This window comes from Chryseobacterium cheonjiense, from assembly GCF_012927265.1.
Lineage (GTDB): Bacteria > Bacteroidota > Bacteroidia > Flavobacteriales > Weeksellaceae > Chryseobacterium > Chryseobacterium cheonjiense.
On sequence record NZ_JABBGF010000002.1, the window covers coordinates 261,100 to 286,907 of the forward strand.

Here is a 25,808-nt window from a genome sequence, read left to right on the forward strand (position 1 = left end):
TTTACGTATATATCAATAATAACATCTTTATTGTGTAAATTATAATAATACATAATTGATTACCAATTAAAAATAAATAAACACTATTATTACGAAATTTAACATATCTCATTTAACATAATTATAATTATTTAGAATCATTACAAATTATATTTTACATATAAAAAGGCCCGCTTTTAAATAAAGCGGGCCTTTTTTATCTCTATTGAGTGAGTTTTATTTTAGCTTCTTCTTAACAGCTACTTCTTCGTAAACTTCCAGAATATCACCGGTTTCGATGTCGTTATAACCTTTCAGGTTCAATCCACATTCGTAACCTTTAGTTACTTCTTTTACATCATCTTTGAAACGTTTCAAACTTTCAAGCTCCCCATCGAATTTCACGATACCGTCTCTAAGCAAACGAACCTTAGACTGTCTGGTAACTTTCCCTGTAAGAACCATACAACCTGCAATAGTTCCGACTTTGGAAATCTTGAATACTTCACGGATTTCAACATTACCGATCACCTGCTCCTGAATTTCAGGAGAAAGCATCCCTTCCATCGCTTCTTTTACCTCATCGATGGCTTTATAGATTACAGAATATGTTCTGATCTCGATTTCTTCACGGTCTGCAAGATCTTTGGCATTTGCACCGGCTCTTACGTTGAATCCGATAATAATCGCATCAGACGCTGCTGCTAAGTTGATATCAGATTCAGTGATCTGCCCAACACCTGAGTGAAGGATTTTCACACTGATCTCTTCTGTAGATAATCTTTGTAACTGATCAGAAAGTGCTTCTACCGAACCATCCACGTCACCTTTAAGGATAATGTTCAATTCCTTGAACTCTCCTAAAGCAATACGTCTACCCAATTCTTCAAGCGTTGTATGCTTTTTAGTTCTGATAGAAAGTTCTCTCTGAAGCTGTTCTCTCTTGTTAGCAATGGCCTTACCTTCACTTTCATCAGCATAAACACGGAATTTATCACCTGCTGTAGGCGCTCCATCCAGACCTAAAATGGTTGCAGGAATTGAAGGACCTGCTTCAGAAAGATTTTTACCTCTTTCATCAAGCAAAGCTTTTACTTTACCATGATTTTTACCTGCTACTACATAATCACCAACTCTTAAAGTTCCGGTTTGAACTAACATTGTTGCTACGTAACCTCTCCCTTTATCAAGAGAAGCTTCAATAACAACTCCGTTTGCTGCACGATCAGGATTTGCTTTCAATTCAAGTAATTCAGCCTGTAATAAAACTTTCTCAAGCAATACATCTACATTGTTACCGAATTTAGCTGAAATTTCCTGCGCCTGAACGTTTCCACCCCATTCTTCTACCAAAATATTCATTCCGGAAAGCTGCTGACGGATATTATCAGGATTTGCATTCGGTTTATCAACCTTATTGATGGCAATAATCATTGGTACCCCTGCCGCCTGTGCGTGGGAGATTGCTTCTTTTGTTTGAGGCATTACATCATCATCCGCAGCAATTACGATAATTGCAATATCGGTAACCTGTGCACCTCTCGCTCTCATCGCCGTAAAGGCTTCGTGACCTGGTGTATCTAAGAATGTAATTCTTTGTCCGTTTTCCAGTTTAACATTATAAGCACCAATGTGCTGAGTAATACCTCCTGATTCACCGGCAATTACATTTGTTTTTCTGATGTAATCCAGTAATGAGGTCTTACCGTGGTCTACGTGACCCATTACCGTTACAATCGGAGCTCTTGGAAGAAGATCTTCTTCGTTATCAATTTCATCTTCAGAATCTGAATCTTCAAGATCCGCATCCGAGAATTCAATTTTATACCCGAATTCATCTGCTACTAATAACAAGGTGTCCGCTTCAAGTCTTTGGTTCATTGTAACCATTACTCCTAATGAGAAACATGCAGAAATTACTTCTGTAGGAGACACATTCATTAAACTTGCCAATTCACCAACAGTGATGAATTCGGTTACTTTTAATGTTCTGTCTGCCGCATCAATTTCCTGCTGACGTTCGTCCTGCTCTCTACGGAAGTTTCTCTTATCTTTTCTGTGTTTAGCAGATTTCGATTTACCTCCTTTATTAGTTAATTTCTCAAGAGTTTCCTTGATCTGATTTTTAACTTGTTCATCCGTCAACTCAACAGGCATGGTTCTTTGGCCAGGTCTGTTTCCGCCTTGTCCGCCTCTGTTGAATCCGCCTCTGTTTCCGCCTTGGCCTCCCTGTCCTGGGGGACGGTTGCCCTGAGCACCCTGGTTGTTTCCAAAACGGTTTCCACCTTGACCTCCCTGTCCTGGGGGACGGTTACCCTGTCCACCTTGACCTTGAGGACGGTTTCCTTGTCCGCCTTGATTGTTTCCAAAGCGGTTTCCACCCTGGCCTTGAGGACGGTTTCCTTGTCCCTGATTATTTCCTCCTTGTTGGTTATTGTTTCCACCCTGCGGATTTTGGCCTCCTGGTTTTTCAATTCTTTTTCTTTTCTTTTTAGCTCCTGCTCCCTGTTTAGGGGCAAACTGAGTTAAATCGATTTTTTCTCCAACAATTTTAGGACCGTCAAGTTTCTGGTAAACGGTTTCAATTTTTTGTGGTTCCTGAGATTCCTCCCCTGTTTTTGCAGGTTCAGCTGGTTTTTCTTCCACTGGTTTTGCGACAGGCTTTTCAGCAACAGGTTGCGGAGTTTCTTTTACAGGTTCTGCAGGTTTAGGTGCAGGTTTTTCCTCTTCTTTCTTATCTTCTGTTTTCGGTTTGTCTTTTTTCACGGGTCTGTTTCGGGACTCGATCTGAGACAAATCTATTTTGTCCAGAACTTTGAATTCCTGTTTTTCAGGAGCTGCTTTCACTTCAGGAGCAGGAGCAGCCTCTTGTTTTTTCTCTTCAGCCACAGGTTCCGGCTTCGGAGCAGGAGTTTCTTCCACTTCAGGTTTTTTAGGCTCTAAGTCTATTTTCCCTAAAATTTTAGTTTCCGGTTTATTAGCTTTAGCTCTTATTACTTCAGGGGTTTTCTTTTCTTCAATTTCCAGTTTTTCTTCCGGAACTTTTGTGATCACCACCTCATGGGAAGCTTTTCGCTGTTCGCCGTCCTTGGCAAACTCAGCCTCCAATGCAGAATATGCCGCTTCTTCTAATTGAGCGTTAGGATTGCTTTCAACCTCAATGCCCTTTGACTGTAAAAATTCTACTAATCTGGACATGGAAATGTTGAATTCCTTAACCGCTTTATTTAATCTAATTTTTGGCATCTATATTATTTACTGTTTTTTAATTCTTAAAATTAAAGTATTTCTTTTTTACTGTTTATTAAAATTTATTTACAAATCTTAATCTTCGAATTCTTCTCTCAGAATACGTTTCACTTCTTCAATGGTTTCTTCTTCAAGATCTACCATATTCAATAAACTTTCAGTCTCTTTATCCAAAACTGATTTTGCTGTAGTGAGACCTACTTTTTTAAATTCATCCAGAATCCACTGATCGATATCGTCATTGAATTCTTTCAATTCAACGTCATCATCTTCGCTGGCTTCTCTGTGTACATCAATTTCATAACCTGTCAACCAAGAAGCAAGTCTGATATTCTGACCCTGTTTTCCGATAACTTTGGAAATCTCTTCAACGGGCGTATATACTAATGCATATTGCTGATCCTCGTTGATGTCAATTTTATTGATGGTAACATTTCCTAAAGCTCTTTTCACCAAAATTTCAGGGTTTTTAGACCACTGGATCACATCGATGTTTTCATTTCTCAACTCTCTTACCACACCGTGAATTCTTGATCCTTTTACTCCCACACAAGCTCCTACAGGATCGATTCTGTCGTCGTAAGCATCTACTGCAATTTTCGCCTTCTCACCAGGAATTCTTACCACTTTCTTGAGCATAATCGTTCCGTCCTGGATCTCAGGAATTTCCAGCTCTAATAATTTCTCAAGGAATTTAGGTGCAGTTCTGGAAATAATAATCTGCGGTTTTGAACCTTTGAAATCTACTGTTTCTACGATAGCTCTGATGTTTTCTCCTTTTTTAAAGAAATCGGATGGGATTTGATTTTCTTTAGGCAAAATAAACTCGTTCCCTTCATCATCAAGCAGAATTACATGCTTGTGACGGATATGGTGAATTTCTCCTACTACGATCTCCCCGATTCTGTCTTTAAACTGCTCATACAACATGGCATTGTTGTGCTCCTGCAATTTCGTAGCCAAAATCTGCTTCAGGGTAAGAATATTTCTTCTTCCCAGCTGTGCAACAGGAATTTCCATTGTAAAATCTTCACCTACTTCAAAGGTAGGATCAATTTTTTTGGCTTCGGAAATTTCGATTTCAAGATCATCGTCTTCAGACATTTCGTCTTCCACAATGGTTTTATTTAAAAAGATCTGAAAATCGCCCTTATCAGGATTCACAATCACATCAAAATGGTCATCCGAATCATATCTCTTTCTTAAAAGAGTTTTCAGTGAATCTTCAATAATCGCCATAAGATCAATCTTACTGATCCCCTTTTCGTCTTTAAAATCACCAAAGGATTCAATCAACGCTATATTGTCCATGTATTCTTTTTTCTTTTAAAATTTAATTGTTACTAATGCTTTTTTAATCTCAGAGTACGGAATTTCCTTTTCCTCCTCCACATCTACTTTACCTTTCCCAATATCCTTCGGTTTGCGGTAACGCAGAATAAGGGTAATCCTTTCTTCATCTGCTTTTACCAGCTCTCCTTCAATTTTCGAAGAGTCGTTCAGCAAAACCTCAATTTTTCTTCCGATATTTTTAGCAAACTGTCTTTGACTGGCCAACGGCTCGCTTAAACCGGCAGACATTACCTGCAGACTGAAGTCATGTTCCTCACGGTCCATATTGAATTCAATCGCACGGCTTGCATCCAGGCAATCCTGAAGAGAAACCCCGTTGTCACCATCTAAAATCACCGTAATATCATCACCGGCAGAAATTTTCAGATCTATAAGAAATAAGTCCTTTCTGGTCTCCAGAAATTCGTTCAGTAATTCTTCAATTCTTTTTCTAAACTCCATATGTTATTTAAAATCCAGATTTACCCGTACGAAAAAAGGCTTTCTTCCGAAGGCCTTCCCATGTTTTTCCGTAAATCCACTGCAAATATACGAATATTTATGAGAAATGCAAAATATCTTATTATCAACACAATAAGTTAATTATTATTTAAAACTTAACCATGATGGTATTTTTATTATTTTTGTACTAATTTTAAAAAAACATTCACTTTGAATATTACTATTGTAGGAACAGGTTATGTAGGATTAGTCACAGGAACGACTTTAGCAGAACTTGGAAATTCAGTATACTGTGTAGATATTGATGAAAAAAAAGTAGAGGGAATGAAAAACGGCGTAGTTCCCATTTATGAGCCGAATCTTGAGGAGATGTTTTTAAGAAACATTCAGTCCGAGAGATTATTTTTCACGACCGATTTAAAAAAAGCATTAGACAAAAGCGAAGTTATTTATCTAGCTTTGCCCACTCCACCCGGAGAAGACGGATCTGCCGACCTTTCTTACGTATTGAAGGTCGCTTCCGATATTGGAGAAATGATGACCGATTACAAAGTCATTGTTAACAAAAGTACAGTCCCCGTAGGCACAGCAGATAAAGTAAGGGAGGTTATCGAATCAAAAACAACAATTCCTTTCGATGTGGTATCGAATCCTGAATTTCTGAGAGAAGGTTTTGCCGTTGAAGACTCTATGAACCCCTCAAGAGTAGTGGTGGGATCCAGCTCGGAAAAAGCAAAGGATATTATGGCAAAAATTTACCAGCCTTTTACCAACACAGGGATTCCTATTATATTTATGGATGAAAAATCATCCGAACTTACAAAATATGCTGCCAATTCATTTCTTGCTGTAAAAATTACATTCATGAATGAAATTGCCAACTATTGCGAAAAAGTAGGAGCAGATGTAGACAAAGTTCGTCTAGGAATGGGAAGCGACGACAGAATAGGCCACAGATTCCTGTTTCCAGGCATCGGGTACGGCGGAAGCTGTTTTCCTAAAGATGTTAAAGCTTTGATAAAATCCGGGAAAAATGAAGATTTTGATTTTCAAATCCTTGAAGCTACAGAAAAAGTAAATGCCGCTCAAAAAGTAATTCTTGTCGGAGAAATTGAGAAATATTTTGGAGGAAATATCGAAGGAAAAACAATTGCGATGTGGGGACTAGCCTTCAAAGCCAATACCGACGACATCCGCGAGGCATCTTCTCTTGATAATATTTCTATTTTATTGGAAAAAGGGGCAAAAATTGTAGCCTACGATTCCGTTGCAGAAAATAATGTAAAAAAACTTCTGGGAGATAAAATTCAGTTTGCCAAAACCATGTATGATGCACTGGAAAATGCAGACGCGTTATTCATTGCCACCGAGTGGCCTGAATTTAAAAACCCGAATTTTGAACTGATGGCTAAAAAAATGAAAAACAAAGCTGTTTTCGACGGAAGAAATATGTATCCACTGGAAATTCCTGAGCAAAACGGATTCTATTACAAGAGTATAGGTCGTAAAACCATTCAGCAAGACCCAAGTTAAATTAAAAGAATCAAGTAATGCCAAAAGCCAAAGGCCGCGGCCAATAACACAAAAAATATGAAAAATATAATCATTACGGGTGGCGCCGGATTCATCGGTTCGCATGTGGTAAGAGAATTTGTAAAAAATAACCCGGATATTACCATTATCAATCTGGATGCCCTTACTTATGCCGGAAATCTTGAGAACTTAAAGGATATTGAAAATGAGCCTAATTATGTTTTCGAGAAAGCAGATATTACAAGACCTGATGAATTGAGAACCGTTTTTGAGAAATATAATCCTGATGCGGTTGTACATCTGGCAGCAGAAAGCCATGTAGACAGAAGCATTACGGATCCGATGGCATTCATCAATACCAACGTAAACGGCACAGCGAATCTTTTAAATCTATGTAAAGAATTCTGGACGTTGAATCCGGATCATACCCATGGAAGATTTCCTGATGAACAAAGAAAAAATCTTTTCTATCATATTTCTACCGATGAAGTTTATGGAAGCTTGGGTGAAACAGGATTCTTCTTAGAAACGACGCCGTACGATCCGCAGTCTCCATATTCTGCTTCAAAAGCAGCATCCGACCACCTGGTGAGAGCTTACGGAAATACCTACGGAATGCCTTTTATTGTTTCAAACTGTTCAAACAATTATGGCCCGAATCATTTTCCTGAGAAATTAATTCCACTTTGTATATCTAATATTATCAATGAGAAACCTTTGCCGATTTACGGTGATGGCAAATATACGAGAGACTGGCTTTTTGTCATTGATCACGCAAAAGCAATCCATCAGATTTTTAATGACGCTAAAACAGGGGAAACCTACAATATCGGAGGATTCAATGAATGGCAGAATATTGATCTCGTAAAAGAACTTATCCGACAGATGGATGCAAAACTGGGCAGACCGGCAGGTTATTCAGAAAAGCTGATCTCATTTGTAAAAGACAGACCGGGACACGACAAACGCTATGCTATTGATGCTACAAAACTAAATAAAGATCTTGGATGGAAGCCATCGGTAACTTTTGAAGAAGGATTAGCAAAGACCATCGACTGGTATCTTGAGAATAAAGAATGGCTGGAAAATGTAACAAGCGGAGATTACCAGAAATATTACGAAAAACAATACAATTAATACAACACAAGATTAGATGAAAGGTATAATTTTAGCCGGAGGTTCCGGAACAAGGCTTTACCCTCTTACAATTGCCGTAAGCAAGCAGTTAATGCCTATTTACGACAAACCGATGATCTATTATCCGCTGTCAACTTTACTATTAGCAGGAATCAAAGATATTCTTATTATCACAACTCCTCATGACCAGGAGGGGTTTATCAAACTTTTGGGTGATGGATCACAAATCGGCTGCAATATTCAGTACATGGTGCAGCCAAGCCCGGACGGATTGGCGCAGGCATTTATTCTGGGAGATAAGTTCATCGGAAATGATGCAGCAGCATTGGTTTTGGGAGATAACATTTTCTATGGTTCCGAAATGGGTACTTTGCTTAAAAACAAAACCAATCCCGAAGGCGGGGTTGTTTTCGCATACCACGTTTCAGATCCTGAACGATATGGAGTTGTAGAATTTGATGATAATTTTAAAGCGGTTTCTATTGAAGAAAAACCCGTGAAACCGAAGTCTAACTACGCCGTCCCGGGATTATACTTTTATGATAATGAAGTCGTTGAAATTGCAAAAAACATTAAGCCTTCCGCAAGAGGAGAGCTTGAAATTACGGATGTAAATAACGTTTACCTGAGCAAAGGGAAACTTGAAGTAGGCGTTCTGGACCGGGGTACTGCGTGGCTTGATACCGGAACTTTCGATTCTCTTAATGACGCCTCGGAATTTGTACGGGTGATTGAAAAAAGACAGGGTTTCAAGATCGGATGTATTGAGGAAATAGCTTTTAGAAATAAATTCATCAATGAAGAAAAACTGTTGGAAACTGCATTGAAATATGGAAAGAGCGGCTATGGAGAATACCTGAATCAGTTGGTTATCAAATAGATAAACAACCACACTGTAACTATTACATTATTAACTAAAATTATTGTATTATACAACAAATCTTAGTAAATCACCATCAGCGTTTAATTTTTTTAACTGAATAATAATTTTTTAAGAATAAATATGCAAGATATAAGAAAATAATATAAATTTGCATTAAACTCTACACAAATGAATGAACCACAAAAAAAGTGGACCGAAATAATTGAAGCCAAACATTCTCTGTTTGACTTAAAATTAAGAGAGGTATGGAATTATAAAGATCTTGTTTACATGTTTGTTAAGCGAGATTTCATATCAAGTTTTAAGCAGACAATTTTAGGTCCTATCTGGTTTTTTATAAACCCGATCCTTACTACCATTACTTTCCTCATTGTTTTTGGCAAAATTGCAGGATTACCAACCAATAATATTCCGCCTTTGCTATTCTATCTTTCCGGAGTAACACTCTGGAACTATTTTTCATCTTGTCTTCTGGGCACATCTTCTACATTTACAGGAAACGCGGGTATTTTCGGAAAAGTCTATTTTCCGAGGCTTGTAACGCCCATTTCCATCGTCATTTCAAACCTGATGCGCTTCGGAGTGCAGTTCCTATTATTTTTGATCATTTGGGTATATTATCTGGCAAAAGGAGAAATTCACCCGAATATATGGATTGTTGTAACTCCATTCCTTATTATCCTGATGGCACTTTTCGCTTTGGGAACAGGGATGATATTCTCTTCGCTTACTACTAAATACAAAGATCTCAGCATGCTCTTAGGTTTTGGAGTAAGCCTGTATATGTATGCTACTCCTGTGATCTATCCTACCTCGGCATTACCTGGTTTTTTTAAAAAGCTTGCTTTTTATAATCCATTAACGGGAATTTTTGAATGTTTCAAATACGCATGGCTTGGATCAGGAAATTTCTCACCTTCAATGCTCATAATAAGTTCTGTTATCGTTCTCTTACTTATGATTGCAGGAACACTTATTTTCAATAAGGTAGAAAAGTCTTTTATGGACACTGTTTAAAAAATTTATTAACATCCCAATTTTATAATCATGCTGGCCTTAAAAGCAGAAAATATATCAAAGCAATATAGATTAGGACAGGTAGGCACCGGAACACTATCTCATGACCTTAATCGTATGTGGTACATAATCAGAGGAAAAGAAGACCCTTATCTGAAGATTGGCGAAGAAAATGACAGAGCCATAAAAGGAAAGTCAGAATATGTATGGTCTCTGCAGGACATTAATTTTGAAATCGAACAGGGAGATGCTGTCGGCATTATCGGAAGAAACGGCGCTGGTAAATCGACCCTTTTGAAACTATTAAGTAAAGTAACCAAACCAACTACCGGAAAAATATATACCCGTGGAAGAATTGCATCGCTTTTAGAAGTAGGTACCGGATTTCATCCTGAAATGACAGGCCGGGAAAATGTGTTTCTAAACGGTGCTATTCTCGGAATGACCAGAAAAGAAATCAACCGAAAATTCGACGAAATTGTAGATTTCTCCGGTGTAGAAAGATATATCGATACACCTGTAAAAAGATATTCTTCCGGAATGTATGTACGTCTTGCTTTTGCCGTTGCAGCCCATCTGGAATCGGAAATTCTTATTGTAGATGAGGTGTTGGCAGTAGGCGATGCAGAGTTTCAGAAAAAATGTCTGGGAAAGATGGGAGATGTCACAAAAGGAGAAGGAAGAACCGTACTTTTTGTAAGCCACAATATGACGGCCGTTAAACAGCTCTGCACATCCGGCATATTGATGAAAAACGGCAGAGTAGCTCATCGGGGAGATATCAACAGTGTATTGGAAAATTATATTATCAATGAACTGTCCCCTACTATTGAATTTAGATACATAGAAGACCCTGGCAAAAAAGCCCAGATTAAAAAAGTTAGGGTATATAACAATAAATCTGCAGAGACAACGGAGTTTGGCCACAATGAAGATATAAATCTTGATATAAGCTTCATTAACAGGAATGTAAATAAAGGTATTAGAGTAAACATTGCCATCTTAGATAAATTTGAAAACGTAATATTCATTACACGAAAAGTTTTCGAAGGAAAAAATGAAAATAATTTTACTGTAAAAATAGAAGGCGGCAAATTAATCCCGAATACTTATGTGCTTTCATTGGCAATAGACACCCCTTCAGTAGAACTTTACGATGTTATAGAGGGAGGGATCCAGCTTAATATTATTGAAACAGGACATGAAAATTTTCTTGCCGGAGATACAGACAATGGGATCATAACTCCGCCGGTAATATGGATGTAACAGCAATGGATAAAAAAAATGTATTAATACTTTCAACAGGTGATGTAAACGGCGCATATGAAGCCGCTTATAAAGTTGCCCATATTATCAAAAATTTGGGGCATAATGTTATCATGTGTGTAAAGCATAAAACAAAGAATGAAAATTTTATAAAGCCATACAGGTATTTATCCCCTTCATCAGCCAATCCCAATATAGTGATGAGAATTGTTAATAAAATCAGAAATAAGATCAATCCTGTACAGTCATCAAAAGTGATCAGTACAGACAGGAAATACTCTTTCTTCAGCAACAACGAATCATCAGAAAACATACATGTTGAAAGCATGCTGGAGACCGTAGGATTTACACCTGATTTTGTCTTTACAGGAATGACAATTAACTTTCTCAACAGCACAGATCTACTTAATATATATAATGCAACCAAAGCAAAAATATATAATATTACGGTAGATATGAATCATTTTACAGGAGGATGCCATTATTCCTGGGGATGTGAGGGCTATATTAAAGGATGTGATAAATACTGTCCTGCAATTACAAAAGAAAATGAAAAAATAACTGCCAAACAAAATTTTGAAAAAAAATATGAAAATGCACAAAAAGCTAATTTTCAAATTATCGCCGGTTCAGGATTAACATTACTTCAGGCCCGAAATTCAAAAATATATAAAACCCGGAAAACGATTTATAACATCAATAGCCTAATTGACACAAGACTGCTTAACAGGAAGAATAAACCTATTGCCAAACAGGTATTTTCCCTATCCGGGGACTGCTTTTATATTTTAACAGGAGCTCAAAATATGGAAGATCCAAGAAAAGGTTTTTCTTATCTTCTTCAGGCTCTTGAACTGTTAGACAGAGAATTGCCATTGGAAAAAAAAGAAAAAATAGTGCTTTTGGTGGTTTCTAATAGTATTAATGAAGAATTTGACAGCGTTACCTTCAAAAAACAGAAAATAGATTACATAAAAGATTACAGATTATTATCCCTATTATATCAGGCTGCTGATCTTTTTATCAACTCATCTATTGAAGATTCAGGCCCTATGATGGTATCTGAAGCTCTCGCCTGCGGAACGCCTGTCGTTGGCTTTGATACGGGAATTCTTACCAATATGGTTATAGATAATTATAACGGCTATAAAGCCCCTGTAAGAGACAGCAGAAAATTGGCAGATGGAATAAGGAAAGTCTTTGAACTCAATAAAGATACTTATGAAATTTTTTCTAAAAATGCCGTAAAGCAGGTTGAAGAATTTTCTTCTTATGAATATGCCGAAAAAATTTTCAAGCAAATTCTTGAACAATAAAAGTATGAAAAAGGTATTAATTTTCGGAGCTAACAGTTTGCTTACAGCGCATCTTCTAAAACAACATCCGGAAGATCATGTTTCTGTTGTTTACCATAGTAAGCCATCTCAACTGACAGATAAAAACTATCCGCTCTCTGATTTTAAAAAAATTGATCCGAATCAGGATGTTGTATACATTTTAAGTGCCCTGATATCCAATGATCCTGAACAGCTGGATAATATATTAAATACCAACATCCTACTCATTAAAAATATAACAGAACACTTTGCGTATTCTAAAATAGTATATTTTTCGAGTGTTGCTGTATATGATGGAATACAGAATGGCATCATCGATCACGCTACTACTCCATCACCATCATCATTATATGGTTTAAGTAAGCTTTTTGCCGAAAAAATAGTTGAAAAATGTTCAAAATATGCTATTCTCAGAATTTCATCCGTATACGGCTCATTGATGAAAGAAAATACTTTTTTGCCAAAAATTGTTACTGCTGCAATAGAAGACAATACAATCGATCTTTTAGGTAAAGGTGATAGAAAACAAAATTATATTCACGCAGAGGATGTTGCTCGTTTGGCAAAAAAAATATCGCTTGAAGATAAAAATAAAATCATACTGGCAATATCACCGAATAATTATAAGAATCTTGAAATTGCTGATTTTATCAAGGAATTAACAGGCTGTGAAATTACTTTTCACGATAAAGACTTTTCAAGATCTATAGAATACTTTGAAAATGACCCCACTGTAAGCAGTCATGCATTTATACCAATAAAACAAGGATTAAAAGAACTGATAGAATGGAAAAGAAAATAGTTTTAGTTACAGGGATCGGAGGAAATGTTGGGCAGGGAATTTTGAGAAACATTAAAAAAACTCAATTCCCCATAAAGATTATTGGCTGTAACGTCACTGATTTTTCTGCCGGCAATTATCTTTGCGATACCTTCTATAAAGTTCCTTATGCAATGGATGAGGATTATATATCCGCCATTAACTCCATTGTAGAAAATGAAAAAATTGACCTGATAATTCCTTCCACGGATTATGAGGTTTATTATCTTTCTTTATACCAAAATAAGCTAAAGACTAATGTGGTTGTAAGCGGCCTGGAAACTTCTAAAAATTATTTAGATAAGTATTTAACATTTCTGCACCATAAAAAAAACAACCTTCCTTTTGCGCAGTCATATCTACCGGGTGATTATGAAAAAGGGAAATTTGAAAATTATATTGTAAAGCCGCGGGAAGGCAGAGGTTCAAGAGGAATTCATATCAATCCTTCCGATATCAGATCTTTTGATGACAGTTATATGGTGCAGGAATTAGTAACAGGAAAAGAGATTACCACCGCTTTTTATGTTTCAAAAGAAAAAGCTCTACATGGATTTATTACCCTTGAAAGAAAATTAGAAAACGGGGCTACAAATGAATGCTTTGTAAACCGGATGTATGATAAGCAGCTTCAGGATATTTTAGAAAAAATGATTTCCTGCAATCACTTTACAGGAAGCGCAAATCTTCAGTCTATGGTAAGGGACAACGGAGAAATTGTTCCTTTTGAGATTAATTGCAGAATATCAGGAACCAATTCCATCCGTTCTAATTTTGGCTTCGAAGATGTGAAATATACTTTGGAAGAGCATTTATATCACATTTCCCCTTCTGAACCAAATATTACCGAGGGTAGTGCCATAAGAATCATGTTGGATATTATTTATCCTCACAACAGTAATATTAGCGAGTTAAAAGACAACTCATCACAACATTATATTTTTTAAATGAGCAAAATAACCCGAATAATACTTTTTGATGCAGCCAACACGCTAATTTACAAGCCTACCTTGTATTATAAAATAAGAAGCGTTCTGGCAAAGTATTCTTATGAAATTGAAGAAACAAAACTTCAGTATCATCATAAGCTTTTATCGGAAATTATAAACTTTCCCGACAGAACGTCAAAAGAATTTTATAAAGATTTCAACTCAGAACTTTTGCTGTCGTTAGGTATTATTGCTTCAGAAGAAATATTAAATGAGATTTTTACAGCATGTTCATATTTAGAATGGAAAGCTTTTGATGATTTATCCATATTGAATGAGCTTCCGATAGAAAAAGCCGTTTTATCTAATTTCAACAGCAGTTTAAGTAATATACTTGATCAGTTGATAGGCAAGAACATCTTTTCGGAAATAATAATTTCTGAGAATGAAAATTACAGAAAGCCTTCTTTAGAGTTTTACAAATTAGCTCTAAAAAAATTAAATGTGGAACCAGAAGAAGTTCTTTATATCGGAGACTCTTTAAAATTGGATGTTATTCCTGCTAAAAAATTGGGTATCAAAACCTTATTAATTGACAGACAAAACATATTTTCCAGCTTTACGGATAGAATAAGCAATATGAAAGATATTATTAATTATTTATGAAACAGATCGCAATCATAGGTTCAGGGCATTTAGGCCAGCAGATTCTGTATTACATACATTCTGATACAGACCATAAAGTTGTTGGCTTTTTTGATGATTTTCAGGAAAAAGGAAGCACCATAAAGAATATCCCAATATTAGGAAACACTAATGATGTTGAAGATATTTTTAAACAGAATATTTTTGATGAGCTGATTATTGCCATTGGTTATAAACATTTAGAATTTAAAAAACAACTCTTTGAAAATTTCAAAAATAAAATCCCTTTCCACACTTTTATCCATTCAACAAGTATTGTTGACCCGACAGCCAAAATAGGTCAGGGAACTGTTATATATCCTAATTGTATGATTGATCAGGATGTTGAAATAGATGATAATGTCATGATCAACATTTCCTGTTCTGTTGCCCATGATTCGGTGATAAACAAACATTGTTTCTTATCTCCGTCAGTAAGCATCGCCGGTTTTGTAAATATCTCAGAACTTTGCATTCTTGGGATCAACAGCACCGTTATCGACAATATAAACATCTCAGAAAAAATTCAGCTGGGAGGAGGCACCGTAGTGATAAAAAATTTAGATACACCAGGATTGTATGTTGGTAATCCTGCAAAATTTATAAGATAGATATGATCCCATTCAATAAGCCATTTATTATAGGCAAAGAGCTTTCGTATATAGAAGAAGCGGTAAAGAGCGGTAAAATATCCGGTGACGGAATATTTACAAAAAAATGCCAAACCTTTTTTGAACAGAAATATAGCTTTCCTAAAGTGTTGATGACGACATCGTGTACGGATGCATTGGAAATGGCCGCTATTTTATGTGATATAAAGCCGGGTGATGAGGTAATTGTGCCCAGCTATACATTTGTTTCTTCAGCCAATGCTTTTGCTCTTCGTGGCGCTAAAATCGTTTTTGTGGACTCATATCCGAACAATCCGAATATAGATCCTGCAGAAATAGAAAAGCATATCACCAAAAAAACCAAAGTGATTGTTCCCGTACATTATGCAGGGATAGCCTGTGATATGGAGGAAATTATGAATCTTGCGCATAAGTATAATTTATTTGTAGTGGAAGATGCTGCACAGGCAATCGACAGCTACTACACATTTTCGGATGGAACAAGAAAAGCGTTAGGCTCTATAGGCCATTTTGCCGCTTTCTCTTTTCATGAGACTAAAAACATCATTGCAGGCGAAGGTGGAATGATCGTTATTAATGATTCCCGGTATTTTGACCGTGCTGAAATCATCCGGGAAAAAGGAACCAACAGAAGCGCATTTTTCCGGGGAGAAGTTAATAAATATGGTTGGGTAGATCTTGGTTCATCTTTTTTGCCATCCGAGATTATTTCTGCTTTTTTATATGCCCAACTTGAAAATCTGGAGATTATCCAGAAGAAAAGACTAGAGATATGGAACAGATACCAATCCGGGCTCATTTCTTTACAGCAAAAAGGAGTTATCTCTTTACCTGAAATACCTTCTTATGCAACAAATAATGCTCATATGTTTTATATTGTTCTTAACAATTATGAAGAGAGAACCGGCCTGATTCAGTATTTAAAAGAAAAGGACATTCATCCAGTATTCCATTATTTAAGTTTAAATAAAAGCGACTTTTTCCTGGCCGATAATCCAGAAATAGATATTCCTCATTCGGATCATTTTACAGATTGCCTTCTAAGGCTTCCCTTTTATTATGAATTATCCGAAACTGAGCAGGATAGAATTATAGAACTGATAAACAGCTATTTTAAAGTAATCACAATATCATAGATATGAATTTCTTAAAAAAATATATTGTCAATTTTTTGTTTAATGTTCTGAATTCCGGTGCCTATAAAAGGCATGCCCAAAATAAAATCAACGAGTGGGCAAAGAAAAGCTTTAAAAGTTTCGGGGCAAACTCCCTATTACCGGAAGAGCATTGGATAAAAAATCCAAAATACATTTCAATAGGTAAAAATTTCAGTTCATTATATCATCTAAGGCTTGAAGCCTGGGATCGATTTATGGGAGAAGCTTTTAGTCCTGAAATAACCATTGGTGATGATGTAATTTTCAATTCTGATGTTCATATCGGAGCTATACATAAGATTGTTATCGGAAATAATGTTCTTATGGCAAGCAGAATATATATCTCCGACCATTCCCACGGAGATATAACCGGTAATGACCTTGAAAACATCCCGGCACAAAGACCTTTATATTCTAAAGGACCGGTAATTATTGAGGATAATGTTTGGATAGGCGAAGGAGTATGTATTCTTCCGGGAGTTACCATTGGCGAAAACAGCATTATAGGGGCCAACTCGGTCGTCAATAAAAGCTTCCCGAAAAATTCAGTCATCGCAGGGATTCCTGCAAGACTTATTAAAACACTTTAAAAAACAAATGATGAAAAAAATAAAACCCCTTGCTTTTTACCTCCCTCAATACCATCCTGTTCCCGAAAATGACGAATGGTGGGGTAAAGGTTTTACAGAATGGACCAATGTCACAAAAGCAAAGCCTCTTTTTGAAGGACACGAACAACCTATATATCCTGCTGATCTCGGGTATTATGACCTTCGTGTTCCGGAAGTCAGAGAACAGCAGGCTCAGATGGCAAAAGATTACGGTGTCCATGGATTTATCTATTACCATTACTGGTTTGGCAACGGAAAACAGTTGCTGGAAAAAATTGCAAATGACGTTCTTACCTCAGGAAAGCCAGATTTTCCTTTCTGTTTCTGTTGGGCAAACGAAACCTGGTCCGGAATATGGCATGGTCTTGCAGAAAAAATTCTGGCAGAGCAGGTTTATCCGAATGAGCTGGATTTAACGGATCATTTCAACTACCTTCTTCCATTCTTTAAAGACGAAAGATATATCAAGATAGACAATAAGCCTCTTTTTATCATCTATCATCCGAGCCATTTAGAAGAAGGAGATCCTCACTATATTTCAAAATTCAGGGAGCTGGCAAAAAAGAACGGATTTGATGATTTATATGTCATGGCATCCAATAAACTCCGTGATGATATTGATTTAAAATCAATGGGATACGACGGCAAAATATCCAATGCATTTCAGAAAGCATGGATCCCTTATATTAAGAAAGGTGAATATATTTCCCCTTATCAGTATTATAAAAACAGAATAACAGAACTACTCGGATTTAAGAAAAAAATTAAACCGAAAGTCCTGACTCAAGATGCCAAGGCTATTGTTAATGATCTGCAGTTTATGGAAAGTAATGTTCCTACTTACCCATGTGTTCTGCCCAATTGGGACAACACTCCCAGAAGCGGACACCGAGGAGTTGTGCTTACCAATACATCACCGGAATTATTTGAAAAGCAGATTGAAAAAGCGATTGCTTATCTCGATGATAAAAATAATTATCCCGAACCATTTTTAATTATCAAATCATGGAATGAATGGGCAGAAGGTAATATCCTGGAGCCGGATAGAAGATATGGTTTCAGATACCTGAATGCATTAAAAAGAATATTGGATAAATACAATAAATAAGAACAGCTGAATACTGTTCTTATGTAGCCTGATGACTCATGTATAAAACACATTATTAAATGAATGGTAAAGTTTCAATTATAATTCCCTGCTTTAATCATGCTCTGTATTTAGAAGATTGCATACAGTCTGTTATAGCGCAATCCTATACAAATTGGGAATGCATTATTATAGACGATGGTTCCGCAGATAATTCATCAGAGGTAGCTCAAAAACTGATAAATCATAAAATTCACTATGTTTATCAGCAAAACCAGGGAGTATCCTGTGCCCGAAACAATGGAATAAAGCAGGCAACAGGAGACTATATTTTGCCTCTTGATGCAGATGATACACTAAACCCTTTAGCATTAGAGAGAATGTTAGAAGTTTTTGCTAAAAATGAAGAAACAATGATTGTTTTTTCAGATACGGTGACGTTTGGCCATAGCAATAATAAATTAACAGTAGAAGAAAAATTTAGCATTAAAGAATTATTATTACAAAATAAACTATTCTGTACTTCAATGTTTCCAAAAAAATACTTCGATCAGGGTATAATGTATGACGAAAAACTTACAGGAGGTCTTGAAGACTGGGAGTTTTGGATACAGCTTATTTCTTCGCATCGCACCCTTCCTGTTACCAAAATAGATTATCCGGTTTTCAATTATAGATCTCATGCCGGTAGTTCAAGAAACAATGATGTCTTTAAGGATGATCATAAAAAAGAAATGATCTACAATATGATTTATGAAAAGCACAAAGCTCTTTTCCACGAATTTTACCCAAGCTACATTTCACTTTTAAAAAGAAAAACTTTTTACGAAAAAAAATTAGAGAATATATACAGCCGCAAACTGTACAGAATATATAACTTTTTAATAAAATTGTTTAGATAGACTGATTATATAAGCAGTAAATGACTATATCTAATGAATTTTATAAAATAATATATTGAAGAAATACATTTAAAAACACAAATCCCTTAAATCAATGGTTAAAATAATTATTGTAAACTATAATTCTGAAAAATGGATTGATCGCTGTTTATCATCTATTGATCAGGCGGGATTAATTGAGCACACCATTATTGTCGATAATGCCTCCGCCGATGGTAGTCTTCTTATCATTGAGCGAAGCTTTCCTAAGGTGGAGCTTATTAAACTTACTTCCAATTTAGGCTTCGGGCAGGCCAATAATACAGGAATTAAAAAAGCATATGAACAAGGCTGTGATTACGTTTTTTTAATGAATCAGGATGTGTATCTAGAACCCAATACCATTGACAGCCTTATTAAAGTCGCAAAACTAAATCCGGATTTCGGGATAGTAAGTCCGATGCATCTTAATGGAAATGGTTCTGAACTGGATTTCGGCTTTTCAAATTACATTGTTCCTTCACAATGTAAAAAGCTATATTCAGATATATTTTTACAAAAATCAGGACCTCTCTATGAATTACCTTTTGTAAATGCCGCTGCCTGGTTAGTAACGAGGAAATGTATTGAAAAAGTAGGTGGATTCAACCCGTCGTTTTATCATTATGGTGAAGATAATAATTATTGCCAAAGGGTACTGTACCATGATCTGAAAATAGGCATTGCCCCGGAAGCATTGATATACCATGACAGAGAAAGCAGAAGTGAAAACCAATATTTTGACAACAATCTTTTGTTTTATGAAAGAAAATTGATCACCATCTCTTCAGATCCGTTTAATGATAAAAAACTGGTGAAAGAAATAGCCATTCATTCTTATAAAATGATGGTAAAATCTTTACTGACCTTAAGGCTAATGTCTCTTAAGGAACACTACAGGAAAATCAGGATCTACCATTCGCTGGATTGGAAAATGATCTTCCACAACAAAAACCAATCCCTCAACAAAGGAAAAAGTTTTTTGTAAAAAATTAACAATCCGGTTTGTACTATTTATTTAAAATTTTAAAACACACTATCAGATGAAAATTTCAGTCATTATTCCCGTATACAATGCCGAAAAATATATTTCCCAGGCCGTAGAATCTGCCCTGCAGTTTGAAGAAGTCTGCGAAGTCATATTGGTAGAGGACAATTCTCCCGATAACGCTCTGGAGGTTTGCCGCCAGCTCACTGAAAAATACAGCAGGGTAAAACTTTATCAGCATTACGACAAAGGAAATCATGGTGCAGGAGCCACAAGAAACTTAGGAATAGCTATGGCAGACGGCGAATTTATTGCCTTTCTTGATGCGGATGATTATTATTTACCCAACCGTTTTGACGCCGAAAAACAGTTGTTTAAAGACCCAAAAGTAGAAGGTGTTTACGGAGCTTTAGGAGTTCATTATTATTCTACAAAGGCGAAGGAACAATACTACCGTCTTTTTAAAGATAATTTAACTACTGTGTATGAAAGGCATGATCCCAAAGATGTCTTTCCGGGCCAGCTTGGTATGAAAGGAAGTTTCGGGCTCTTCAGCATTGACTGCCTAACCATAAGGAGAGACGCTATGGTTAAAAAACTAAACCCTTTCTTCAAGACACATTTAAGGCTTCATCAGGACACCGAGTTTTTGTTCAGGTTATCTTATTATCTTGATCTTTATCCCGGGATTTTAGATAAAGCTATTGCAATGAGAGGCGTTCATGCAAATAACAGAATTACGGTGGTAGATTCTAAAAAAGTAAACCCTGCCACAACCAGAGTTCTGCTTTGGAAAGAAATAAATGAGTGGGCACAGAATGAAAATACAATTTCCCAAGACATAAAACTACACATCCGGAGAATGCACAGAAGCTACGAAATAGCTCTGGCACCAACATTAAAAAAATGGGCGATGATCACAAAATATCTTTTTACAGATTACAGAAGCATTCGTTCAGGCCTATATAATATTAACTTCAGGAAAGATCTTTTCTGACAATTATCTTAATTAAAACATACACTAAGTGTATCGGTATACATTTTCATCGTTTCAGAAAACTTAATTTCTTGATATAATCCCGCATCGGTTTTTCAATAAAACGGTAAAAAATTGCTGAAACAGCTATTAGAACCAAAATGTAAATCCAAAATACCGTATCGCTTTGAGATACCTGGAAGTAATCCCATAGGACCGATCTCAGAATATACAGCAGAGGAATATGAATGATATAGATCGCATAACTAATTTCTCCCAGAAATTCCAGTGGTTTTAATGAAAATATTTTGGTCAGGAATCCCGTATTACAGGAAATAAAATAAATAACCGGAACAAATAAAACAGCCATTAAACCATTATGGAAATTCAGCGGAATAAAAACCAATGACAACATGACACCTACAAAAAGTACAATAACGGCAAGATCATAATTTTTTTCTTTACGGTTTTTCACAAAGAACAGCCCTGCAAGGTTTCCTATTAAAAATTCATTAATGTGCCAAAGCGGAAAATAATGAATGAATTCATGACTCTCGGTATGCGGCCCTTTATAGGAAGGCGAATTGATATACAAATTGGAGAAAACCTGGGTGCCGATCCAGATCAGAATCGCAATAATCCAGATGCTTTTGTTTCCTTTTGAGTACAAATAATTATACAGTAGGGGAAACAACAGATAAAACAGAAACTCTACAGAAATAGACCAACCCGGAAAATTAAGAATAAGGGCTTTTCCCGGTATCCAGCTCTGAGCCCCGGAAAGATATAAAAAAGCTTTATAAAAGCTGAAATCGGAACATCGTATTACAAGATAAAGCAACAGCCCCACAACATATAGAGGATAAATTCTGGCGACACGGTTCCTGTAAAAATCCCGGTAACTGATTTTTTTCTTTCTATGGTACGCAACAATCATGATAAAGCCGGAAAGAATGAAGAAATAGCTCACCCCAACGTTGGCCCTGAGAAAAATATCCGAAATAAAACTGATCTTATATAAAAATAAATCTTTATTAAAATGAGAGATAACGATCGCCATTGCAGCGACAAAACGGGTAAATGTAATCTGACTAATCTTCACAGAATCGCAACATGCTTTAATCTATCAATCCGGTACTCCGGCTCCGAAGACTTTTTTGATATAAAGTATTAATTTTAAGGCACAAAAATAAGATTTATTCTTAATTATTATGTAAAAACAAATTATATTTGTACAATACAAATGAGAAAAAAAATTTATTATGCTTTATGAAATTTTAGCAAAGCTCCAGAGAAGAAATCAGATTTCTCTTCTGAAAAGACACCCTAATGTTTCTTTCAAAGAAATAAGGCTTGGGATTAATGACCAATTCGTACTGCATAAAAATGCGAAGAAAATAACGATAGGAAATGCCGCCAGCTTCAGAAATTATACACATATTCTTGTTGAAAAGAATGCAACCTTAGAAATAGGTGACCATTTTTTCATGAATAATTTCTGTTCCATCAGTTGCCTGGAAAGCATTTCCATAGGTGATAATACATTATTCGGGGAAAATGTAAAGCTGTATGACCACAACCATGTGTACCATACCCAACCGGATTTTAAACTGTTTCATTCGGAATTTACCAAAGCACCAATTGTAATCGGCAACAATTGCTGGCTCGGCAGTAATGTTACCGTCTTAAAAGGTGTCACTATCGGCGACAACTGTATCATTGGTGCAGGGTGTGTCATTTACAAAGATATTCCGGACAATACAACCGTAGTCAATCATCAGAATTTAATGCTAAAAAAACAGTCATGAAGTTTTCCATACTTATTGCACATTACAACAATTCCCGGTTCTTCATGGATTGTTACGAAAGTATTTTACAGCAGACGTATACAGATTGGGAAGCAATTATATTAGATGATGCTTCCGCTGAATCCGAAAAGGATAAAATTAAGGAACTTATTTCAGCTGATCAGAGATTCAAATTTTTTGAAAATGAGAAAAATTCCGGCGTAGGTGTTACAAAAAGCAGGCTGATTGAGCTTGCCAAGGGAGAAATCTGCGGATTCGTAGATCCCGATGATGCTATTACTCCTACAGCGATCCAGAAATGTATGGAAGTATTTGCAACCAAAAAAAATACGGTCCTCACCTTCTCAAGGTTTATGACCTGTGACCATAATCTTAAACCTGTCGCACCATTCAGATCTGCGATGCAGGTTCCGAATGGAAATCCTTACTTTTTTAACTTCCCCATACAGATTGCTCATTTTGTAGCATTTAGAAAAGATATTTATGAGCAAACGGAAAAAATGAATCCGGATTTAAAGATTGGTGAAGATCAGGACCTTTACCTTAAAATGTATGAAAAAGGAAAAGTAAGATTTATCAATGAAGTTAACTACCTGTACAGGACCCATGAGGGAGGTATTTCCCAGAATGAAAACAAAAAAAGGTCCCACGAATATTTTGCGCAGGTTATCTTCAATACCATGAAACGCAGAGGTCTCACTACTATCAACGGGAAAAAGATTCCTGATCATTATACCAACGCAGATGAGATATTTGATCTTCTGCAATATCAGCATCAAATACCTTTCCGTTTAAGAAAAAAAATGCAGATTACCTTACAATCAATTTTCGGCTAATGTTAGAAAAAAAAATAAAAATTTTGTTCAGGCACCGCTCCATGGAAATGGGAGGCGTAGAAAAAGTACTGCTCAGCTTACTCAACAACCTTGATCCTGATAAATTTGAAATGACCGTTTGCCTTACTCTCAACCAGGGCGAGCTGCGTGATGAAATTCCCCGCCATGTAAGGAAAGTATACCTTACCAACGGAAAAGAAGATTTTTCCGGTAACCCTTTGCTGAAGAAAATTCAGCTTGTATTTAGAAGACTAAAGCTGAAAAAGCTGAAAAATAATCCTGCCATCGCAGATCGTCTCATCAATGACGTTTTCGATGTGGAAATCGGTATGGATTACAGAGATTATGACGCCATTCTTAATTCTACCAATAAAAATTCAAAAAAAATAGGATGGTTTCATTCTGAAATTAATGTTCCGAAATTCCAGCCTTTGGTACCCGCAATTTTAAAAAGCTTCCCTAGGTTTGATCATATGGTGTACTGCTCCCATAAGATCAAAGACATGATGCATCATTATTATCCCGATCTTAATTATCCGGTTGAGAGTGTCATTATCAATCCTATTCCTGTTGACGAAATCAAAAAAAAGGCACAGGAAGAACCTGACGACTTTCCGGAAGGACCCGTTTTCGTTTCCATCGGAAGACTTCACTCAAGAAAAGGCTACCATAAGCTTATTGAAGCTCACAAAAGACTTATACATGAAAGATTTTATCACAGCATTATCATTATTGGTGACGGCGATGAAATGAAGAATCTGGCTTCTCAAGCCGAAAAATACAAAGTAGGAAATACTTTTATTTTAAAAGGAAATCAGATGAATCCTTATCCCTACATCAGAAAAGCAGACTACTTTATTCTTCCTTCAGAATCTGAAGCATGGCCTCTGGTAATTGCAGAAGCGTTACTTCTTCAAAAGCCCATTATTGCAACGAATGTAGGAGATGTGGGACTAATGATAGAAGACCGTAAAACCGGCTACCTCATCAGCTATGAAGTTGATGAAATGTACTCGGCAATGAAGACCTTTCTTACCGATCCCGGACTTATTGCTCACATCAGAGAAAATCTTACAAATATTGAAAGTCAGTTTGACAATCAAAAAATATTTAATTGTATTGAAGAAATGATTACAACAACCTGCAAAAAATAATTATTGTGCAGAGTATCCTCCGTCAATCACCAGATTGGTTCCGGTTACCCATCTTGAAGCATCGGAAAGCAGGAAGATACACGCATTGGCCACATCTTTAGGTTCCCCTATTCCCAATGGGTGTTTCCTGATAATTTCCGAAGAGGCCTCTTCGCCAATATCTTCAAACATCTTTTCTAAAATAGAGGTATTTACCATTGCCGGGCTTATACTGTTTACGCGGACATTGCTTCTGGCGAGCTCCATTGCCAAAGATCGTGCTCCGGAAATGACAGCTCCTTTGCTTGCCGAATAAGCGACTTTTCCAGGCTCTCCGACCATTCCCGCAACGGAAGAAATAAATACAAAGCTGGACGTTTCATCTTTATATTTCTTTAAAGATAAGATTTTGGCAATTTCGAATCCGGCTATAACATTTACAGCAAATATATCGCGATAGAGTGCGGGACTATGCTTTTTTAACGGCAGTGTTTTTTCGATCCCTGCACAATGTATAAATCCTGATATTTTACCTAATATCTGAGCTTTGTCCGCTATCAAAATTTCAAGATTTTCATTGTGTGCAATATCCTCTGCAATGACTTCAACTTTACTTTCCGGATTTAGCAGGGATACGGTTTTCATCAGTTCATCACGATTTCTTCCTACAAGAATGAGATCAGCACCTCTTTTACTGCACTCTACACTACAGCTTCTTCCAATCCCGGAAGAAGCTCCTGTAATGAGGATAACCTTATTTTGCAAGGAAAAAGAATCCATTACTCTTCAAAATTTTCTTTCCCTATCACATTCATAAGATCCGAAACCGTTTCTATATCCTTAAAATGCTTGGTATCGATTTTCTTACTGAAATGTTCGTCTACAAATGCAATAACGGCAAGCAAGCTTATTGAATCATAGCTCTCTAAAGATTTCAGGTTGGTTTCAGGGGTCAGAATTTCATCTTCTTCAAGTTCTTCCTGAAGTTTTTCTAAAAAAACAGATGTTTTCATTTGGTATAATTTTAAAGTT

At 36.4% G+C, this 25,808-nt stretch carries 25 protein-coding genes; 19 read left to right on the plus strand and 6 right to left on the minus strand.

The genetic code is table 11. The features are described from left to right. Positions 1-216: 216 nt before the first annotated feature. The 3 genes from infB to rimP all read right to left on the minus strand — a co-directional run bounded on the left by infB (position 217) and on the right by rimP (position 5,022). A complete protein-coding gene (gene infB, locus HHL20_RS11725; RefSeq protein ID WP_169231377.1) occupies positions 217-3,225 on the minus strand; it encodes a translation initiation factor IF-2 in 3,009 nt (1,002 codons plus the stop codon). Between the two features lie 78 nt (positions 3,226-3,303). Continuing rightward, positions 3,304-4,539, minus strand: coding sequence for a transcription termination factor NusA (gene nusA, locus HHL20_RS11730; protein WP_169231378.1), 1,236 nt, complete (start codon positions 4,537-4,539; stop codon positions 3,304-3,306). A gap of 15 nt (positions 4,540-4,554) precedes the next feature. Continuing rightward, the gene (rimP, locus tag HHL20_RS11735; RefSeq protein WP_169231379.1) at positions 4,555-5,022 is read right to left on the minus strand and encodes a ribosome assembly cofactor RimP; all 468 of its coding nucleotides are present in this window, start codon (positions 5,020-5,022) and stop codon (positions 4,555-4,557) included. 210 nt (positions 5,023-5,232) lie between these two features. Between rimP and HHL20_RS11740 the strand changes: the two genes are divergently transcribed. From HHL20_RS11740 to HHL20_RS11815, 16 genes are all read left to right on the plus strand, one after another. After that, a complete protein-coding gene (locus tag HHL20_RS11740; protein WP_169231380.1) occupies positions 5,233-6,555 on the plus strand; it encodes a UDP-glucose dehydrogenase family protein in 1,323 nt (440 codons plus the stop codon). Between the two features lie 57 nt (positions 6,556-6,612). Continuing rightward, positions 6,613-7,692, plus strand: coding sequence for a dTDP-glucose 4,6-dehydratase (gene rfbB / locus HHL20_RS11745; RefSeq protein WP_169231381.1), 1,080 nt, complete (start codon positions 6,613-6,615; stop codon positions 7,690-7,692). 16 nt (positions 7,693-7,708) lie between these two features. Further along, a complete protein-coding gene (gene rfbA, locus HHL20_RS11750) occupies positions 7,709-8,572 on the plus strand; it encodes a glucose-1-phosphate thymidylyltransferase RfbA (protein ID WP_169231382.1) in 864 nt (287 codons plus the stop codon). Positions 8,573-8,743: 171 nt separating this feature from the next. After that, positions 8,744-9,592 carry an ABC transporter permease gene (locus HHL20_RS11755; RefSeq protein WP_169231383.1) on the plus strand — a complete coding sequence of 283 codons (849 nt, stop codon included), beginning with the start codon at positions 8,744-8,746 and terminating at the stop codon, positions 9,590-9,592. A 30-nt stretch (positions 9,593-9,622) separates the two neighbouring features. Further along, positions 9,623-10,858, plus strand: coding sequence for an ABC transporter ATP-binding protein (locus HHL20_RS11760; protein ID WP_169231384.1), 1,236 nt, complete (start codon positions 9,623-9,625; stop codon positions 10,856-10,858). Continuing rightward, positions 10,849-12,174 (plus strand): glycosyltransferase, encoded by a 1,326-nt coding sequence (locus HHL20_RS11765; RefSeq protein WP_169231385.1) that lies wholly within the window; start codon positions 10,849-10,851, stop codon positions 12,172-12,174. Before HHL20_RS11760 ends, HHL20_RS11765 begins: the two co-directional genes overlap by 10 nt. Positions 12,175-12,178: 4 nt before the next feature. Next, positions 12,179-12,997: an NAD-dependent epimerase/dehydratase family protein gene (locus HHL20_RS11770; protein ID WP_169231386.1), complete on the plus strand. Its 819-nt coding sequence runs from the start codon at positions 12,179-12,181 to the stop codon at positions 12,995-12,997. Further along, positions 12,982-13,962: an ATP-grasp domain-containing protein gene (locus HHL20_RS11775; RefSeq protein ID WP_169231387.1), complete on the plus strand. Its 981-nt coding sequence runs from the start codon at positions 12,982-12,984 to the stop codon at positions 13,960-13,962. Before HHL20_RS11770 ends, HHL20_RS11775 begins: the two co-directional genes overlap by 16 nt. Beyond that, a complete protein-coding gene (locus HHL20_RS11780) occupies positions 13,963-14,610 on the plus strand; it encodes an HAD family hydrolase (RefSeq protein WP_169231388.1) in 648 nt (215 codons plus the stop codon). Continuing rightward, positions 14,607-15,239, plus strand: coding sequence for a NeuD/PglB/VioB family sugar acetyltransferase (locus HHL20_RS11785; protein WP_169231389.1), 633 nt, complete (start codon positions 14,607-14,609; stop codon positions 15,237-15,239). The genes HHL20_RS11780 and HHL20_RS11785 overlap by 4 nt, the downstream gene beginning before the upstream one ends. A gap of 2 nt (positions 15,240-15,241) precedes the next feature. Further along, positions 15,242-16,396 carry a dTDP-4-amino-4,6-dideoxygalactose transaminase gene (gene rffA, locus HHL20_RS11790; RefSeq protein ID WP_169231390.1) on the plus strand — a complete coding sequence of 385 codons (1,155 nt, stop codon included), beginning with the start codon at positions 15,242-15,244 and terminating at the stop codon, positions 16,394-16,396. Positions 16,397-16,398: 2 nt separating this feature from the next. Beyond that, a complete protein-coding gene (locus tag HHL20_RS11795) occupies positions 16,399-17,007 on the plus strand; it encodes a DapH/DapD/GlmU-related protein (protein ID WP_169231391.1) in 609 nt (202 codons plus the stop codon). Between the two features lie 10 nt (positions 17,008-17,017). Continuing rightward, a complete protein-coding gene (locus tag HHL20_RS11800) occupies positions 17,018-18,136 on the plus strand; it encodes a glycosyltransferase WbsX family protein (protein WP_169231392.1) in 1,119 nt (372 codons plus the stop codon). 59 nt (positions 18,137-18,195) lie between these two features. Beyond that, positions 18,196-19,017 (plus strand): glycosyltransferase family 2 protein, encoded by an 822-nt coding sequence (locus HHL20_RS11805; RefSeq protein ID WP_169231393.1) that lies wholly within the window; start codon positions 18,196-18,198, stop codon positions 19,015-19,017. A gap of 94 nt (positions 19,018-19,111) precedes the next feature. After that, entirely contained in the window at positions 19,112-20,023 is a 912-nt protein-coding gene (locus HHL20_RS11810) for a glycosyltransferase family 2 protein (protein WP_169231394.1), read from the plus strand. A gap of 55 nt (positions 20,024-20,078) precedes the next feature. Further along, on the plus strand, positions 20,079-21,020 hold the full coding sequence (locus tag HHL20_RS11815) for a glycosyltransferase family 2 protein (RefSeq protein ID WP_169231395.1): 942 nt from the start codon (positions 20,079-20,081) through the stop codon (positions 21,018-21,020). A 46-nt stretch (positions 21,021-21,066) separates the two neighbouring features. Here HHL20_RS11815 and HHL20_RS11820 read toward each other — a convergent pair whose 3' ends face one another. Continuing rightward, positions 21,067-22,101 (minus strand): acyltransferase family protein, encoded by a 1,035-nt coding sequence (locus HHL20_RS11820; protein WP_169231396.1) that lies wholly within the window; start codon positions 22,099-22,101, stop codon positions 21,067-21,069. A gap of 160 nt (positions 22,102-22,261) precedes the next feature. On the opposite strand from HHL20_RS11820, the gene HHL20_RS11825 reads away from it, so the two are divergent. From HHL20_RS11825 to HHL20_RS11835, 3 genes are read left to right on the plus strand one after another with little or no spacing between them, the layout of a single operon-like run. Beyond that, positions 22,262-22,807, plus strand: coding sequence for an acyltransferase (locus HHL20_RS11825; protein ID WP_169231397.1), 546 nt, complete (start codon positions 22,262-22,264; stop codon positions 22,805-22,807). After that, positions 22,804-23,643 carry a glycosyltransferase family 2 protein gene (locus tag HHL20_RS11830; protein ID WP_169231398.1) on the plus strand — a complete coding sequence of 280 codons (840 nt, stop codon included), beginning with the start codon at positions 22,804-22,806 and terminating at the stop codon, positions 23,641-23,643. The genes HHL20_RS11825 and HHL20_RS11830 overlap by 4 nt, the downstream gene beginning before the upstream one ends. Then, positions 23,643-24,797, plus strand: coding sequence for a glycosyltransferase (locus HHL20_RS11835; RefSeq protein WP_169231399.1), 1,155 nt, complete (start codon positions 23,643-23,645; stop codon positions 24,795-24,797). Before HHL20_RS11830 ends, HHL20_RS11835 begins: the two co-directional genes overlap by 1 nt. Here the strand turns inward: HHL20_RS11835 and HHL20_RS11840 are convergent, their stop codons facing one another. Both HHL20_RS11840 and HHL20_RS11845 read right to left on the minus strand, forming a co-directional pair. Next, positions 24,798-25,556: an SDR family NAD(P)-dependent oxidoreductase gene (locus tag HHL20_RS11840; RefSeq protein WP_169231400.1), complete on the minus strand. Its 759-nt coding sequence runs from the start codon at positions 25,554-25,556 to the stop codon at positions 24,798-24,800. Continuing rightward, positions 25,556-25,789: a phosphopantetheine-binding protein gene (locus HHL20_RS11845; RefSeq protein WP_169231401.1), complete on the minus strand. Its 234-nt coding sequence runs from the start codon at positions 25,787-25,789 to the stop codon at positions 25,556-25,558. The genes HHL20_RS11840 and HHL20_RS11845 overlap by 1 nt, the downstream gene beginning before the upstream one ends. Positions 25,790-25,808 lie beyond the last annotated feature (19 nt).